The organism is Nitrosophilus kaiyonis (genome assembly GCF_027943725.1).
GTDB lineage: Bacteria > Campylobacterota > Campylobacteria > Campylobacterales > Nitratiruptoraceae > Nitrosophilus_A > Nitrosophilus_A kaiyonis.
The window spans coordinates 148,404-166,133 of record NZ_AP025696.1 but is presented as its reverse complement, the minus strand read 5'-3'; the positions used below and the strand labels follow the sequence as shown (position 1 = coordinate 166,133).

Here is a 17,730-nt window from a genome sequence, read left to right as displayed (position 1 = left end):
AAATTGCTTGGATACCGATACACAAACTATTAGAAAATGATTTACTAGAAGCAGATATATTAATAGCTAAAAAATTGAAAGCTAATTGTTATAATAAATCATAGAATATAGGATTATTATGAAATTAATACCAATAAAATATCATAATTTAAAATATCCAGTATATATAAAACCTCGAATTATAGAAGTTGCAGCTCATTTTGATATTAATAAATTACCAAGTTATTTAGAAAATAATAATTTTTCTTTACATACTGAGTATTCTGCTAAAAAAAGAAATTTCAATAATCACGTAATCCAAAAATATAAATCTTTAGTAACTGCTCAACCAAATCCAGGAAAGCCAAAATTGTGGGTTTCAAAAAATTGGGCAAGAGAATTTGCATATTTTTTAATAGAACTTTTAGACGGCAAAATACCAAAAATTATTGAAATTCATCCTCCAAATAGTAGATCGACAAATTTGAATGAATTTATTGAATATTTTAAAGTTTTTGAAAACATTTTTTTAAATAAAGATATTCGATGTGAAATATTAATAGAAAATAGGAATGGTTTTAGAATAAGTGGAATAGATGACTTTATAGAGTTATTTAATATCATTGATAAAGAGAAAATTTCATTAAAATTAATAGTAGATTTTCCACAATTATTAAATTATGAAAAAGCAAAAAAAGACCCAAAAGTACTTAATGAGACAATGGAGAAAATCAAGTCAGTTAAGCACAATATTAATGCTATTCATTTATGGGGCCAAAATGGTAGAAATTCACATAGTGGCGATATGTTAGATTATTTTGATCAAAATATAGAATTAAAAAATATATTTTTTAGCAAACTAGGAGAAGTCTTCAATGATTTAGAAAGTGAAATGTATTTCATACCGGAAATAAATGCAGGAGCTAATGGTAAAACGAGAGAACAATGTTTAGAAAATATTGTTCATGATTTAGAACAAACTGGATTTATATTTTATACTAACAATTCATGATAGAACAAATTAATCAGTTACTCCAAGAATTGGATGAATATTACAAATTTGATCTTTTCGTCAAAAATTTTCAATATTGTTTGCAAAAAAACATTCCAAATTCTAAACTTAAAAATGTATATTCAAAAACATTAGAAAAATATATTGCTAATCATCCAGAAATTAATGGTCAAAAAATAAGAAATATTTTGTTACATTGGGAAGTAGATGAAAGTAATCAAACTTTTATTTTTTATGATAACAATATTATTTCACTTGAATTATATAAATCTTTATACTTCATAACTGAAACCATGAAAATCTTGAATATTATAGAAAATTCGAACCTTTATCCTAAAAAGTTCGCAGCTTTTCAATCAGATTTTAAAGAGATTAAAAGTTTTAGATTACATTATAAGAAAAATTTAGTTGGAAGATTTTCTTTGTCAAATAAAAAAGAAGCAAGAATAAAATATTTCCTATCTACAGTATACTACAAAAATAAAGAATTGACGAAATTTTTTTTACATAATTTATTAATAACTGATATATTTAAAATTAGTTTATTATCTAAGGAAACAGAAGAAAATATTGATACTATATTTAATGCATTGGATTTTTTCTTAACACAAAGGACCACGAAAAAAGCAGTGATAAAAAGTTTAGGAATACTTTTGTTTTACCAATTTAAATCTATTATGAAAATACCTGTTAGAAATTCAGAAATATTAACTCAAAATATTATTTATGATATATTTGAAGAAAATATTAATATGTATGAATTTAAAAGACATATTTACATCAAATCTTCTATTAATTGGTTTCCAATTTTTGCAGCTTCAAAGAAGACTTCATTAACTAAAATAGAACAAGAATATATTAAAAATAAATTATTAAATGAAATAAAATTATATGGAATTAAAATTAATGAAAATGTATTTAATAAATTATTTGAAATATATATGAAAAATCCTGTAATACAGTTTTTACAAAAATATCCAGGGGAACTTATTCGAATAAATCCAAAATATTCCTCCTGACAAAAATTCTCCATTTATCTAAACTTTCAATGTAACGTTACAAAAAACCAAAAAAGACTACCGGTAGTCTCCAAAAAATAAAAGGAGACAAAATGCTTATCTTAAAAGGTCATTTATTGCACATATTTACACAGGCAGATTATGTAAATAAAGAAACAGGTGAAGTTGTCAAAGGAAAAACAAAATTACAACTCTTAGTCAAAAAGCCTATGAGAAACGGTGGATATAAAAACGAACTACTGGATATATCTATCCCTAAAGAGAAAATTATCAAATACAAAGGCAAAGAAAACAGCGATGTTGAAGTAGAAGTAGCAACTATCGGTAAATGCCAATTTTATGGCATATAGGCCGTAGCTTTGCGGAGGTCTGACAACGAGCTTGAAATGTTGCTGCAAGATAGATTTGCATTGAGGCGTCAGCTCTGAGAAGTTGCGCAGCATTGGAGAAGAGATGCAGTTCTGCGATGAGACTCCAATGCGGTGCGAAATATAGGGGTATTAGTAACACCCCTATACAAAACACAAAAATAAAAAAGGAGAAAAAATGAATGTACAAAAAAATATCAAACTAATTAACAAACCAAAAACTATTTCTGGTATAGATACTCTATACTATTTCTTAGAAACTAACAAAAGATATGATGATCTATATTTAAATATATTAGATCAAATAGAAACTACAAAAGATAATTTTGAGAATAACTATATAAAAATTAAAAACAAAGATATAATAATAGCCTTAAAAGATTTGACACTTGAATTTCTTGGTAATGCTGAGGGTTTCATTTGGCTTCAAGATACAAATCGTTTTTTTAAAATCGGATTTAAAGATCCTTATACAAATAAAAATCTACACAATATAAGAGTACAGCTTCTGACTGATGGAATATATACTATTGGTATTAAATCTCTTCTTACTCTAATTGATAATATCTTGCAAGATTTTATAAATGGTTATAAAACTGTAACAAGAGCTGATCTAAATATATTCATACAATATGATATGAGTTTTGTAAATAAAGATATGTTTGTAACAAGAAAACAAAAATCAACACTAATCTATAAAGAGCTATATAACTCTAAAAGACTTGAAACAATATATATTGGCAAAAAACCTTTTATGCTTAGAATTTATGATAAAAAAATTGAAATGCTAAACAGTAATAAATCAATATTGATGCAGGAATTTTTTCTAAACAATGCTTTCTCTTTAGAAGAGTCGATATTCAATATTGAATTTGAGATGCATAGGCAGTATCTGAAAAACTATAATATAGACACAATAGAAGATCTTTTAAAAAATGCAGAATCACTTTTTAAAAAAGCAATGGATGAGATAAGGCTTGTTTTGCCTGAAACTATAAAAGAGAAAAATAGATACAGAGCTAAAACGGATCCTCTTTGGCTACATATCAAAAATTCATATGAAATCAAAGAGTTTATGCAGATACAAACACCTCTTGAAAGAATAAAATCAAAAAGTTATCTATTTAATGAAGAAATGTTTATACATGAGCACATAAGACTTGCAAGAAAGGCAAATGCTCACAATATTCTTATAACCAAAGAGCTTTATGAAGAACTTTTTGAGATAGTAGAGAAATCATTAAAGACAAACTGCTATTCAAAAGAGCATTTTTATACACCAATAACACTCCATAAACAAAATGGTGAAACAGAAAATCTAAGATGGTTGCCAAATGGAGAAATAATCAAGCCTTTGAAATTAAGATCTGTAAAAAGACTCAGTAATTATGAATTATTACAAGAGTATCAAAAGATAACAAAAGAGCTAAATGAAAATTCTAATAAAAATGATTTTATCAAGACAAGGTATCAACTGCTTTACAAGGAGATAGTAAAACGAAACCTTGAAGCTGAAATTAACATATAGGGGGAGAGAATGGACATAAAGTTTGAAAATCTTAACAAAATAGAAAAGATTGAAAAAGATATAGAAGCTATTAAAAAAGCATTGACAAACAGCAGTCAAAAAAGGTGGCTTAATGTAAAAGAGCTTAGCCAATATCTTGGATATTCCAAAGACAGGATCTATAAACTAAAAAATGAATATTTCATAGAAAATATTCACTATTTCAAAAAAGCTGGTAAAATTTTATTTGACAGAGTTGCGATTGACGATTGGGTGGTCGGAAAGGACAAAGATGACATTAACCAGTCGCAACGGCAAATTGTACATAACATTTTATCATCAATCAAAAAGATATAGAAAGTCTTTAGGATTAGATGACACCAAAGCCAATCGCAAACTTGCCCAACAAAAAATCATACCAGAATTGCTTTTTAAGCTAAATTCTGGAGAGTTCTTTGAAAACAAAGTGCCAACAGTTTCTGAATATGCAAAAGTAAGTTTTGAATTGCATAAGTTTGAAAGAAGAGAAAGTACGAAAATTGATTACAATATTTCTCTTAAAAAGCATATTGAGCCATATTTTGGAGATAAAAGACTTGATGAGATAAAGCCATCTGATATAGCTATTTGGCAAAATAAGCTTTTAGAGAAGTTAAAACCAAGAAGAGTAAGAAACATAAGGGCTGTATTGCACACTATATTTGAAGATGCTATTAAAGATGAAATAATAGAAAAAAATCCAATATCTAAAGTAAAAGTGCCCAAACTAAATAAAGTTGAGGTGAAATCATTCACTTTGGAAGAGGTTAAAAAAATTTTAAATAAGTCTGAAGGATGGCTTCAATCTTTTTGTGCTTTAGGTTTTTATACTGGTATGAGAAGCGGTGAATTAATTGGTTTGAAATGGGAAGATGTAGATTTTGATAAAAAAGAGATACATATAAGAAGAACAATAAAAATGGGTAGAATAGAGGAGCCTAAAACTGAAAGCAGTATCAGAACAATTGATATTATAGATCCTCTGCTTCCCTACCTAAAATACCAGTTTATTAGAACTGGAAAATATAATAGTTATGTATTTCTTAATAAAAATGGCGAGCACTTTTACGATATTAAGAGAGTAAGAAATACTCATTGGAAAAAGCTTCTTGAAAAGCTTGGTATGAAATATCGTCCAATATATCAGATGAGACATACTTTCGCAACAATAATGATTGAAAATGGCGAAGATATTCTATGGGTTTCAAATATGCTTGGACATACTGATCCATCAATGACTTTAACTAAATATGCAAAATATAGAAAAAGAGAAAAAGTTAAAAGAGCTCAATTTTTGCTATAATAAAAAAGTTGGCACAATTTGGGCACAATCTGATAGAAATGATTAGAAAAGTACCATAAAATGGGAGTTTAAAACAAGTGGCTCCGGATGCAGGATTCGAACCTGCGACCAACCGGTTAACAGCCGGTTGCTCTACCACTGAGCTAATCCGGAATCTCAAAGGCTCTCTTTGAAAGACGAGTAGAATTATAAAAGATTTTTTCTTATTTGTCAATAGTATAGTAAAAAGTTACATTGGAAATTTTTTTCTCACCTATCTTTTTTTCTTTTAAAAGCTTTTCAAATTTTTTAATACTACTTTTTGAAAAAACGGTTTTAATATCATCATGTGTGAAAGGTCTATGTTTAAGGGTGTTTAAAATCTCATCTTCATTTAACTCTTTTTCAAAATTTTTTGAATCTTTTCTTGAAACTATATTGATTGGAATGTTTTGTAAATAGTTTGACAATTCAAAAAGTTTTTCAAAAGACACTGGTTCAACTCTATATGCAGGAGGTCTGTCAATTGTACCTATATCTACTCTATCTGGTTTTATTTTTTGTAAAACATCATTTAATTTTTCAAATTCTTCTTTTTTATCATTTATACCTTTTACTACAAGAATTTCAATAATTAAAGTGCCTTTATAAATTTTTCTAAATTCAATCATTCCATTTATAATTTTTTCTAGATCAATTGATATTGATTTTAGTGGTCTATCAAGCTTTTTAAAGCAGCTTTTTGTTGCGCAATCTAGAGATAGTTTTACTATATCAATTTTTGATAATGTTTTTTGGATATTTTTTTTATATATTAGCGATCCATTTGATAAAATCAGAAGTTTTTTATTATCTTTGATTTTATTTAATTCATCAACCAATTTATCTAAATCTTTATAAAGTGTAGGTTCACCATTGGAAGTTATTGTTATAACATCTATATCTTTATATTTTTTGAGAGCCTCTTTTACCTCTTTTACAATTTCATCAACATTTGGAGGATTTAATATTTTATCTGTAGGTTTTGCAGGTTCTAATTCGCAATACAGACAATCAAAATTGCATATCTTTTGATCTGGGCTTAAATCTATTCCAAGAGAAAGCCCAAATCTTCTTGAGTTTACAGGACCAAAAATATATTTCATCTTCTTGTTAAATCGTGAACTAATTCAACTAAATATTTTGCATTTTCTACTGGCAGGTCTGGAAGCATTCCATGACCAAGATTGAAAATATGACCCTCTTTTGCGCCCATTACTTCTATTATCTTTTCTACTCCCTCTTTTGTTGCATCTTTGCTATAAAGTCTTGTAGGTTCCATATTTCCTTGAAGAACATACTTTTGGCCAAGATGTTTTTTTGCTAAATCCATAGGAGTTGACCAATCAACACCAAATACATCAAATTTTCCATAAATTGAGTCAAGATATCCAGCAATACCTTTTGGAAATAGTATAACAGGTATTCCAGGAAATTTATCTTTTAAAAATTCAGCAATATCAACCATATAATCCCAGCTAAATTCAAAAAATTTATCTTTTTCAAGAGCACTTGCCCAGCTATCAAAAATTTGTACTGCATTTACACCAGATTCAATCTGTTTAACAAGATATGCTTTTACAGCTTCTGTTATTTTGATCATCAGTGCATGCATAAATTCTGGATCAGTATATATAAGTTTTTTTATAGTTGCATATGTTTTAGAGCCGCTTCCCTCTACCATATATGTAGCAAGAGTCCAAGGAGCGCCGCTAAATCCAATAAGAGCTTTGTCTTTTGGAAGTTTTTCTCTAACTAATTTAATCGTATCATAAACATAAGTTAATTTCTCTTCTGGATAATCATAAAGTCTATTTAAATCTTTCATAGTTCTTACAGGATCACTAAAGATTGGGCCCTCACCCTTTTCAAATCTTAGATCCATTCCCATCTCAAGAGGAATAACAAGTATATCACTAAATAAAATAGCTGCATCTACATCTAAAATCTCAACTGGTTGAAGTGTTACTTCTGCTGCCATTTCTGGATTTTTGCAAAGAGTTAAAAAGTCTCCAGCTCTGTTTCTTACTTCCATATATTCAGGCAGATATCTGCCTGCTTGTCTCATCATCCAAATCGGTGTATATGGAGTTTTTTTTCTAAAACATGCATCAATAAAAACCATATTTATCCTTTAATGTTGTTGTGAACCTTTATGTAAAAAGTATAAACCAATTGCTAAAGCAAATATTGATATGGCAAAATATAGCATTTCAAGGGGAGTGTTATATTGCATATTTATAACTCTTTTAAAAAAGCTAACTATTAAAACCATTACGATAACTTTTGCCAGTTTGTCTTTTAATTGGTCTAAATCTTTTATTTTTAATATTCCAGAACTCTCACTCTTTTCTGCTATATCTATTTTTGATATAAAAAGCTCATATAGTCCAAAACTAAATAGAAGCATAACTACTGCAATCAGATACAGATCTACTGCACCTATGATTTCTCCAACTATTTTTTCATGAAAATTTTCTGGATGGGAATGAGAAGTTAAAACATTTATAGTATAAGTTGCAACATGATAAATATCTAAGCTTGCTACAACAAATAAAACAAGTGCTCCAACCATACCAAATATAACAGCTAAAAGGATAAGGAGCCTTCCTTGCCAAAGGGTACTTTCAAAAATTTTTTCTATAAAGTTCATTGTCCTTCCATTTCAAGCCATTTTTGAGCAATTCTTACAGCATTTGTTGCTGCACCAACTCTTAAATTATCTGCTACAACCCACATATGTAAAACATTATCTTTGTATATATCTTTTCTTATTCTTCCAACAAATGTTTCATCCCTATCTACAACAGTTATTGGCATAGGATAGATACTATTTTGAGGTTCATCCATAACTACAATATTTTTTCCATTATATAAAGCTTCTCTTGCAGCTTCAGCAGTTATATCTTTTTCAAGCCATATAGTTACTGATTCACTATGTCCTCTTAGAACTGGAACTCTAACGCAAGTAGCACTTACTTCAATATTTTTATGCATTATTTTTTTGGTTTCATTAACCATTTTCATCTCTTCTTTTGTATATCCGTTATCCATAAATTTATCAATTTGTGGGATAACATTTAGTGCAATCTGGTGAGGAAACTTTTTGTGTTTACTCTCATCAAGTTTAAAATTGAAAAAATCTTTCATCTGCATAACCATCTCTTCCATTGCACTTTTTCCAGCCCCACTTGTTGCTTGATAAGTTGAAACATCAACTCTTTTAATTCCAAAAATATCATCAATCGGCTTTAAAGCTTGTACCATCTGAATTGTTGAACAGTTTGGATTTGCAATGATTCCCTTGGTTTTCCATGCTGCAATATCTTGTGGATTTACTTCAGGAACAACCAATGGAACTTCTGGGTCCATTCTAAAGTGGCTTGTATTATCAATGACAACTGCACCAGCTTCAGCTGCATATGGTGCATAGTGTGCTGATACACTTCCTCCTGCACTAAATAGCGCAATTTCTACTTCTTGTTCTTCAAAAACTGATTCAGTTAATTCTAAAACTGTATACTCTTCATTTTTAAACTCTATTTTATTTCCAGCACTTCTGGCACTTGCAAGAGGTACTAGCTTGTTTATTGGAAAATCAACCTCTTCTAAAACTCTCAGCATCTCCTCACCGACGGCTCCGGTAACACCAACTACTGCTACATTAACTTTCCTCAACTTCTGCTCCTTCTTCTTTTTCTTCTTTTGGACATTTTGCAATACTTACTACTTTATCACCTTTATCAAGTCTTACTATCATTACTCCACTTGTGTTTCTTCCAGCTTTTCTTATTGATTGCATATCTACTCTTATCATTTTGCCAATGCTTGTTAATACCATCAAATCTTTATCTTCATCAACTGTAACAACGCCTACAACATCTCCAGTTTTAGGAGTGAGTTTCATAGCAATCACACCTTTTCCACCACGAGATTGCTCTCTATATTCATTTGCTTCAGTTCTTTTTCCTATTCCTTTTTCACTAACTGTTAATAGCTCTTGTTCTTCATTTTCAATAGTTTCTGCTCCAACAACCATATCTTGAGGATATTTAAATCTTATTCCTGTAACACCTCTAGCGCTTCTGCCCATCTCTCTAACATCTGTTACAGGAAATCTTATGCACATTCCTTTTTTTGTTATTATAAAGAGCCATTTTGTGCTTGGTTTTACTATTTTTGCAGTAATTAACTCATCATTTTCATCTAAAGAAATAGCTCTTATGCCTTTGCTTCTAATATTGCTAAATTCACTTAAATTTGTTCTTTTTACAATACCATTTTTTGTAAAGAATGCTAAAGATTTTTCTTCGCTAAAATCTGTTGTAGGAATAATTGCTTTAATTTTTTCATTTGGCTCAAGATTTAAAAGATTTACAACAGCTTTACCTTTAGCTGTTCTTGAACTCTCTGGAATTTTATAAACTTTTAGCCAATAAAGTTGGCCTTTGTCTGTTACAAACATTAAAGTATCATGAGTATTTGATATAAAGAAATCTTCAATAAAATCATCTTCATATGTTGTAATTGCGGTCTTTCCTTTTCCGCCTCTTTTTTGTTTTTCATATTGTTTTAGAGGAACTCTTTTTATATAGCCTCTATGAGTTATTGTTACAACAACGGGCTCATTTGGTATTAAATCCTCTATATCTATCTCTTCATAACTTTCTACAATTTCAGTTAATCTTGGAGTTGAAAATTTCTCTTTTATTTCAGTTAATTCTTCTTTTATAATCTCATTTAATTTCTCTTCGCTTTTTAAAATGGCTGATAGCCTTTCAATCTCAGCTAAAAGCTCTTTATACTCATTTTCAAGCTTTTCTCTCTCAAGTCCAGTTAAACGCTGCAATTTCATATCTAAAATTGCATTTGCTTGGATTTCACTTAAATCAAATTTTTCTATTAAAGCTGTTCTTGCGCTTGGTGTATCTTCACTTGCTTTAATAGTTTTAATAACCTCATCAATATTTTCAAGCGCTTTTAATAGACCCTCTAAAATATGAGCTCTTTTTTTAGCCTTTTCTAGTTCAAAAATTGTTCTTCTAATAATTATTGTTTTTCTATGATTTAAAAATAGATTTAACAGTTCTATCAGTGTAAAGACTTTTGGTTCTTTATTTACTATTGCTAAAAGGATTATTCCAAATGTTATTTCCATATTTGTTGATTTATATAAATTGTTTAAAACAATATCGCTAAATATATCTTTTTTTAATTCGATTACTACTCTTATTCCTTCTCTATCACTCTCATCTCTTATTTCACTAATTCCTTCAATCTGTTTTTCTTTTACAAGATTTGCAATCTGTTCAATAAGTCTTGCTTTATTTACTTGATAAGGAAGCTCATCTATAACAATAACCTCTCTATTTCCCTTTTTTTCTATATGGGTTTTTGCTCGAACCTTTATTCTTCCACGTCCACTTTTATAGGCATTTAAAATTCCCTGTTTTCCAAATATAATCCCACCAGTTGGAAAATCAGGCCCTTCTATATGTTCCATAACTTCATTAAGTGTTGCATCTGGATTATCAACCAAAAGAAGCAATGCGTCCACAAGTTCATCAAGCCTATGTGGTGGAATATTTGTTGCCATACCAACTGCAATTCCGTTAGAGCCATTGAGTAAAAGGTTTGGAACTCTACTTGGTAGAACATCAGGTTCAGTTAAAGTATCATCATAGTTTGGAACAAAATCAACAGTATCTTTATCAATATCTCTTAAAAGCTCTTCTGCAATAGAGGTCATCCTTGCTTCAGTATATCTCATTGCAGCAGGATTGTCTCCATCGATAGATCCAAAGTTTCCTTGTCCATCAACTAAAGGAATTCTCATTGAAAAAGGTTGAGCCATTCTAACAAGAGCATCATATACAGCAGTATCGCCATGAGGATGGTACTTACCTATAACATCCCCTACGATTCTTGCACTCTTTTTATATGCAGCTCTACTTGTAAGACCTAGCTCATTCATTGCATAAAGTATTCTTCTATGAACTGGTTTTAATCCATCTCTTGCATCTGGTAGAGCCCTACCGATAATAACACTCATAGAATAATCAAGATAACTTGTCTTTACTGACTCTTCTATATCTATCTCTTGAATATCTTGACTTTTTTCAAAAAGATCTGCCATCTCTTTACCTCTAAAAAAAATTTTAGATATTATATCTTTTTTAAAATAACAAAGGGTTTAATATGGATATAAATAAAAAAGTTTTACTTTTGGCTATATTTAAAAAAGAAGAAAACGAGAGTTATAAAGATATTATTTTAATGTTAGAAAACAGTAGAGTTTTTAGTTTAAAAGAGGGAAAGAGACTGCTTAAAGAGCTTAAAAATGAGCAGTTTTTAAATGATAACGGATTGACTATAAAAGGGATGGCAAAAGCAAAAGAGATAGAAGAGGAGTTTAAAATTTAAAAATTATTTTGTTTTGAAAAGTTTCTACATTATTTATAACAATAATAATTCTTCGAGTTGTATTTACTTTTCTATACTTCTTTAATTTAAAAAACCATAAATTTTCATAAATTACTATTAAATAATCGATAAATTGCTTAAAAAATAAGCAATAAAGTTGTTTAAATTGTTCTATTAAATGTTAGAATTTTTTTGATTGAAAATTTAAAGGAGAAAAAATGAAAAAAATAGGAATTAGCTTATCGGTTGTTGCATTATTAGGTAGTGCAACTTTTGCAGCAGATGATTTAACAAGTGCATTCAAAGATGCAAAGTATAGCGGTGAAATTAGAGCTATGTATATAAAAAATAGTGTTAAAGAGGGAGATGATACACGTGGTTTTGCTCTTGGTGGAAATCTTGGATTTGAGAGTGCTCCTCTTTATGGAATAAGTGTAGGAGCAAGATTTTATACAACTCAAGATATGGGCTTAAATGATGATAATCCAAATAAAGTTGACCAGACTCTTTTTGGAAACTCAACTGATGGATACAGTATTTTAGGTCAAGCATATATTAAAGCAACATTTAAAAATACTACATTGGTTTTAGGAAGACAGCAACTTGACACTCCACTTGCAGGAAGTGATGATATAAGAATCATTCCAAATCTATTTGAAGCATATACCTTAATAAATAAAGATTTGCCAGATACTACACTTATCTTATCTCATGTAACAAAAATGAGCGGATGGGATAGTTTAGATAATGCTAAAAAATTTAAACCAATGTCAGATGCCGCTGGAGTAGGTGAGATAGCTCCAGATGAGGCTGTTACTGTAGGAGCAATTATATATGAAGGATTTAAAAATATAACTTTACAAGCATGGGATTATTATGCTCATGAAGTATTAAATGCTGTATATTTACAAGCAGATTTTAACTGGAAATGTTTATTAAGCGAAGATATAGATATGAGTGCGGCACTACAATACTACTCAGAAAAAGATAAAGGAAAAGTAAATGACGCTGGAGTTACTATAGATTATTATGTATATGGAGCGATGATAAATGCTGCCCATAAATCAGGTCTTGGCTTGACTCTAGCTTTTAATAAAGTCAGTGATGATGACAGTGTTCATACATTTGGAGCTTGGGGAGGATATCCAGAGTTTGCTGTAGCAGATGAGACTTGGTACAACTCTCTTGGAAATATGCAAGATGCAAAAAGTTATAAAGTAGCACTAAGTTATGATTTTTCAAGCTCTAATATTGAGGGATTAAGTGCTACTTTAGCATATGTAAATTTTGATCTTGAAGATAAATATAATGCAAATGTAGATGAAGATACAGATGTCTTTGATGTGATTATTGGATATGAAGGAATTAAAAATTTAACTCTTGGTGCAGTATATGAAAATAGAGATTCAGATGATAAAGCTTTAGATAATAAAGTATTTAAAATTTCAGCAAGCTATAGCTTCTAAGGATCAGTTATGAGGAAGTTTATCTATACAATTTTGGTAATATCTTTGCCAAGTCTATTAATGGCTGAAGATAAATTAAATAGCGGTGATACTGCCTGGATGATAGTTGCCTCGTCTTTTGTAATGCTTATGACACCAGCAGGTTTGGCTCTATTTTATGGAGGAATGACAAGAGCAAAAAATGTTTTAAATACATATATGATGGTATTTATAGCCTATGTTATAGGCTCAATTGTTTGGGTACTTTGGGGTTATTCTCTAGCTTTCAATGGAGATGGAGCAGTTATTGGAGATTTGAGTAAAATATTTTTAAAAGGTGTAACTTCTGATAGTTTGAGTGGAAGTTATCCAGAATTTGTTTTTATAGCATTTCAAGGAACATTTGCAGCAATTACTTTGGCAATTGCAAGTGGTTCAGCAATTGAGAGGATGAAATTTTCAACATGGACTATATTTAGTATTCTTTGGGTAACTTTTGTATATGTTCCAATTACTCATATGGTATGGGGTGGAGGATTTTTATATAATGATGGAGCATTAGATTTTGCGGGAGGTACTGTTGTCCATATGAATGGTGGTTTGGCTGGACTTGTTTTAGCTCTATTTCTTGGTAAAAGAAAAGGTTTTCCAAAAGAGCCTATGAAACCATCAAGTATCATTTTAACGGCTCTTGGTGCTGCACTTTTATGGTTTGGATGGTTTGGATTTAATGCAGGAAGTGAATTTGCAGCAGATGGAGTTGCTGGAAGTGCGCTATTAATGACAAATTTTGCTGCTGCTATTGGTGCATTAACTTGGATATTTATCGAGTGGATTATCTATAAAAAGCCAACTTTACTTGGTGCTGCAACTGGAGCAGTTGCAGGTTTAGTTGCTATCACACCAGCAGCTGGTTTTGTTGATGTGTTAGGTGCTTTAATAATTGGAGCTGGCGGAAGTATAGTTGGATATTTTGGAATAATGATAATCAAAAGAAAATTGAAAATTGATGATAGTTTGGATGCTTTTGGTGTTCACTTTACAGCTGGACTTTGGGGAGCATTGGCAACAGGCCTTTTCGCATTGCAAAACCTTGCATGGGATGGAAGTCCACTTAAAGATCATGGAGATAGAATAGCTCAGATGTGGGTTCAACTTGAGTCAGTAATTGTAACAATGATATATACAGCTATAGTTACAGCAATTGTATATTTTATCTCAAGTTTAATAACTGGTGGGGCTAAAGTTGACGAAGAGACTGAAACAATTGGTCTTGATGAAGTGGTACATGGAGAAAGAGGTTTTAATCTATAATTTGGTATTATTCCAAAAATAGGGTGAAGTGAAGAAGGTGATAAGGTGGCAAGGGGAAAAGGGGATAAGGTTAAAGGTAAGTGGTTGAGTGGTTTTATTCTAATACTCAACCATTTTAACCACTAAACCAAATTCCCAATTCCTAATTCCAAATTACTAATTACCAATGTCCAATGTCTAATTTAAAAAAGGAGAAGAGATGAAAAAAATTGAAGCAATTATAAAGCCATTTAAGCTTGAAGATGTGAAAGAGGGACTTGCAGAGATTGGAATAACAGGTATGACTGTAACTGAAGTTAAAGGATATGGTAGACAGCAGGGGCATAGTGAACTTTATAGAGGTGCTGAATATGCAGTTGATTTTTTACCAAAAATAAAAATAGAAGTTGTTGTTAGTGCAGATGAAGTTGATAATGTAATTGAAAAGATTATCGAAAATGCAAGAACAGGAAAAATTGGTGATGGCAAAATATTTGTTACAGATATTGAAAAAGTAGTAAGAATAAGAACAGGTGAAACTGATGAAGAAGCTCTTTAATTTTAAAATTGATTAAATTTTAATCAGCCATATTCCTATCCTTTTGATAAAATAACAAAAAATTATCAAAAGGTGGAATATGGAGAAAATTGTTATTGCAGATAATGTATGGATTTTAGTATCTACTGCATTTGTTCTTCTTATGTCAATGCCAGCTTTGGCAATATTTTATGGTGGGCTTACAAGAAATAGAAGTATTTTAAATACAATTATGATGGTTTCAATTGCCTTTTGTACAGTTAGTTTTATATGGCTTTTATATGGATATTCATTAACTTTTGGTGAAGATATTGGCGGATTTATTGGTAATTTAAAATATATTTTTTTACATGATATTTCATTTAATGATCCTGCTCCATCTGCACAAAATCTTTATCACTATCTTTTTATATTTTTTCAGATGACATTTGCTGCAATTGCTACAGCTTTGATGGCTGGGGCTTTTATTGAAAGAATGAAATTTTCTGCATGGATTTTAATAACTATTTTATGGGCAACTTTTATATATTTTCCGGTAGCACACTGGATCTGGGGAGGAGGATGGCTATCTAATTTTGGAACGGTTGATTTTGCAGGGGGAATAGTTCTTCATGAAACAAGTGGTATTTCAGCATTAATTGGTGCTATACTTCTTGGAAAAAGAAAAGAAGCTATTATGCTTCCATCATCATTGCCACTTGTTGCGATAGGTACAGGACTTTTGTGGTTTGGATGGTTTGGATTTAATGGAGGAAGTGCTCTTGGAATGAATTCTCAAGCAATTAGTGCTGCTTTTGGAACAACAGCAGCTGCATTAGTTGCAGGTCCAATTTGGATGTTTTTAGAGTGGAAAAAGTTTAAAAAACCTACATCTTTGGGTCTATTTACAGGATTCATAGCTGGACTTGCAACAATTACTCCAGCAAGTGGCTATGTCGATATTTTTGGAGCAATGTTGATAGGAGCATTGGGTTCATTAATCTGTTTTTGGGCTGTTGTGTATCTTAAAAAAAGATTTAAATATGATGATAGCTTGGATGTATTTGGAGTTCATGGTGTTGGTGGAATAGTTGGTGCAATTATGATTGGATTTTTAGCAAAAGAAGAAATTGGAGGAGCTAAAAGTCTGTTTTTTGGTGGTGATTTGTCTCAGCTAATATCACAAATAGTAGGATTTATTACTGTAGGGATATATACAACTGTTTTGACAATTATTATTTTTAAAATGGTTGATAAAGTAGTAGGATTAAGAGTTAGCAAAGATGAGGAGATAGAAGGATTGGATGAAGTAATTCATGGCGAAAAAGCATACTTAAAAGAGTATTAAAACATATAGGCGATTTTTCGCCTATTAAATTTCTTTCTTATTCTAGATATAATTTAACTTCAGGTTTACTACTACATAAAAAGGCTAAATATGTTATCTATTTTTAGAGAGTATGATATAAGAGGTATTTTTGAAAAAGAGTTAAGTGAAAATGTGGTTAAAAAAATAGGGTTTTATTTAGGAGAGATTATAAAAAAATATGGAGATTATGTAGCTATTGGATATGATGCAAGAGTTCACTCTCCTATACTTTTTAAGTGGCTTACTTCTGGATTTAATGCTGCTGAAGTTAAAGTTTTAAATATGGGTATGGTCCCGACTCCGGTAAACTATTTTAGTAATTACAGTGAGTTTAATATTCAAGACAAAAAGATAACTCCAAATGCTTCAATAATGATAACAGGCTCACACAATCCTCCAGAGTATAATGGATTTAAAATAACAATAGATAAAAAACCTTTTTTTGGAAAAGATATATATCAATTGGGAGAAAAAGTAATAAGTTCTAATTTAGATATAAAAGATAATGAAAACTATTTTAATATTGATGCAAAAGAAAAATATATCTCTTATATGGTTGAAAATTTTTCTCATTTAAAGGGGTTTGATAAGAAAATAGTTGCAGATTGTGGAAATGGTGTAGCTGGAATAGTTGTTGAGCCAATTTTTAAAGAGTTAGGATTTGATTATAAAGGATTATATTGTAACCCTGATGGAACTTTTCCAAATCACCATCCAGATCCATCTGTAGAGAAAAATTTAAAAGATATAAAAGAGGCATTAAAAGAAGCTGATATAGGATTTGCTTATGATGGAGATGCAGATAGAATAGCAGTTTTAACAAAAAAATATAATATTAAAGGTGATATCCTTGCAATAATTTTTGCAAAATCTATGAAAAATCCTGTAGTTGTTGGAGAAGTTAAATGCTCGCAAGTTATGTATGATGAGATAAATAAAATTGGAAAAGCTATAATGTATAAAACCGGCCATAGTAATTTAAAAGTTAAGATGAAAGAGGTTGGTGCAGATTTAGCAGCTGAAGTTAGCGGACATATCTTTTTTGCAGATAGATATTTTGGCTATGATGATGCTATATATGCAACATTAAGAGTAATAGAACTTATTAAAAATGGAGTTGATTTAGATAAAGAGATAGATAGTCTTCCTAAAGTTTATAGTACTCCAGAAATTAAGATAAATACTACTGATGAAAAAAAATTTGAAATTATAAAAAAATTAAAAGAGGAGTTAAAAAATCCTCCAAATGATTTTCCAAAAATTAAAGATATAATAGATATAGATGGTGTTAGAGTTATTTTTGATGATGGGTGGGCTTTAGTTAGAGCTTCAAATACAACCCCTGTTTTGGTTACAAGATTTGAAGCCAAAGATAAAGAAAAAGCTGAGTTTTATCAGAAAAAGATTTTAGAAATTTTGGATAAAATTGGTTATTAGT

17 protein-coding genes and 1 tRNA gene are annotated in these 17,730 nt (G+C 30.1%); 12 read left to right on the top strand and 6 right to left on the bottom strand.

Annotated features, from left to right (window positions below; genetic code table 11):
- Nucleotides 1–118: 118 nt before the first annotated feature.
- The 6 genes from QML81_RS00840 to QML81_RS00815 all read left to right on the top strand — a co-directional run bounded on the left by QML81_RS00840 (nt 119) and on the right by QML81_RS00815 (nt 5,227).
- Nucleotides 119–991: a hypothetical protein gene (locus QML81_RS00840; protein ID WP_281951300.1), complete on the top strand. Its 873-nt coding sequence runs from the start codon at nt 119–121 to the stop codon at nt 989–991.
- Complete coding sequence (locus QML81_RS00835) at nt 988–2,010, top strand: hypothetical protein (RefSeq protein ID WP_281951299.1); 1,023 nt, start codon at nt 988–990, stop codon at nt 2,008–2,010. Before QML81_RS00840 ends, QML81_RS00835 begins: the two co-directional genes overlap by 4 nt.
- A gap of 92 nt (nt 2,011–2,102) precedes the next feature.
- Nucleotides 2,103–2,360: a hypothetical protein gene (locus tag QML81_RS00830; protein WP_281951298.1), complete on the top strand. Its 258-nt coding sequence runs from the start codon at nt 2,103–2,105 to the stop codon at nt 2,358–2,360.
- 196 nt (nt 2,361–2,556) lie between these two features.
- Entirely contained in the window at nt 2,557–3,906 is a 1,350-nt protein-coding gene (locus QML81_RS00825) for a hypothetical protein (RefSeq protein WP_281951297.1), read from the top strand.
- A 9-nt stretch (nt 3,907–3,915) separates the two neighbouring features.
- On the top strand, nt 3,916–4,242 hold the full coding sequence (locus QML81_RS00820; RefSeq protein WP_281951296.1) for a helix-turn-helix domain-containing protein: 327 nt from the start codon (nt 3,916–3,918) through the stop codon (nt 4,240–4,242).
- A complete protein-coding gene (locus QML81_RS00815) occupies nt 4,178–5,227 on the top strand; it encodes a tyrosine-type recombinase/integrase (RefSeq protein ID WP_281951295.1) in 1,050 nt (349 codons plus the stop codon). Before QML81_RS00820 ends, QML81_RS00815 begins: the two co-directional genes overlap by 65 nt.
- A gap of 78 nt (nt 5,228–5,305) precedes the next feature.
- Here QML81_RS00815 and QML81_RS00810 read toward each other — a convergent pair.
- From QML81_RS00810 to gyrA, 6 genes are all read right to left on the bottom strand, one after another.
- Nucleotides 5,306–5,380 (bottom strand) — tRNA-Asn (locus QML81_RS00810).
- Nucleotides 5,381–5,430: 50 nt separating this feature from the next.
- Nucleotides 5,431–6,351 carry a radical SAM protein gene (locus QML81_RS00805; RefSeq protein ID WP_281951294.1) on the bottom strand — a complete coding sequence of 307 codons (921 nt, stop codon included), beginning with the start codon at nt 6,349–6,351 and terminating at the stop codon, nt 5,431–5,433.
- Complete coding sequence (hemE, locus tag QML81_RS00800; RefSeq protein ID WP_281951293.1) at nt 6,348–7,370, bottom strand: uroporphyrinogen decarboxylase; 1,023 nt, start codon at nt 7,368–7,370, stop codon at nt 6,348–6,350. Before hemE ends, QML81_RS00805 begins: the two co-directional genes overlap by 4 nt.
- A 9-nt stretch (nt 7,371–7,379) precedes the next feature.
- Nucleotides 7,380–7,898: a YqhA family protein gene (locus QML81_RS00795; protein ID WP_281951292.1), complete on the bottom strand. Its 519-nt coding sequence runs from the start codon at nt 7,896–7,898 to the stop codon at nt 7,380–7,382.
- Nucleotides 7,895–8,923 carry an aspartate-semialdehyde dehydrogenase gene (locus QML81_RS00790; RefSeq protein ID WP_281951291.1) on the bottom strand — a complete coding sequence of 343 codons (1,029 nt, stop codon included), beginning with the start codon at nt 8,921–8,923 and terminating at the stop codon, nt 7,895–7,897. Before QML81_RS00790 ends, QML81_RS00795 begins: the two co-directional genes overlap by 4 nt.
- A complete protein-coding gene (gene gyrA, locus QML81_RS00785) occupies nt 8,910–11,381 on the bottom strand; it encodes a DNA gyrase subunit A (RefSeq protein ID WP_281951290.1) in 2,472 nt (823 codons plus the stop codon). The genes QML81_RS00790 and gyrA overlap by 14 nt, the downstream gene beginning before the upstream one ends.
- A 62-nt stretch (nt 11,382–11,443) precedes the next feature.
- On the opposite strand from gyrA, the gene QML81_RS00780 reads away from it, so the two are divergent.
- The 6 genes from QML81_RS00780 (at nt 11,444) to QML81_RS00755 (ending at nt 17,729) form a co-directional block, all read left to right on the top strand.
- Nucleotides 11,444–11,668, top strand: coding sequence for a hypothetical protein (locus QML81_RS00780; protein WP_281951289.1), 225 nt, complete (start codon nt 11,444–11,446; stop codon nt 11,666–11,668).
- A gap of 218 nt (nt 11,669–11,886) precedes the next feature.
- Nucleotides 11,887–13,134, top strand: coding sequence for an OprD family outer membrane porin (locus QML81_RS00775; RefSeq protein WP_281951288.1), 1,248 nt, complete (start codon nt 11,887–11,889; stop codon nt 13,132–13,134).
- A 9-nt stretch (nt 13,135–13,143) separates the two neighbouring features.
- Complete coding sequence (locus QML81_RS00770) at nt 13,144–14,427, top strand: ammonium transporter (protein ID WP_281951287.1); 1,284 nt, start codon at nt 13,144–13,146, stop codon at nt 14,425–14,427.
- A 199-nt stretch (nt 14,428–14,626) separates the two neighbouring features.
- Nucleotides 14,627–14,965, top strand: coding sequence for a P-II family nitrogen regulator (locus QML81_RS00765; protein ID WP_281951286.1), 339 nt, complete (start codon nt 14,627–14,629; stop codon nt 14,963–14,965).
- A 79-nt stretch (nt 14,966–15,044) separates the two neighbouring features.
- Complete coding sequence (locus tag QML81_RS00760) at nt 15,045–16,271, top strand: ammonium transporter (protein WP_281951285.1); 1,227 nt, start codon at nt 15,045–15,047, stop codon at nt 16,269–16,271.
- A 90-nt stretch (nt 16,272–16,361) separates the two neighbouring features.
- Nucleotides 16,362–17,729 carry a phosphomannomutase/phosphoglucomutase gene (locus QML81_RS00755; protein WP_281951284.1) on the top strand — a complete coding sequence of 456 codons (1,368 nt, stop codon included), beginning with the start codon at nt 16,362–16,364 and terminating at the stop codon, nt 17,727–17,729.
- Nucleotide 17,730 lies beyond the last annotated feature (1 nt).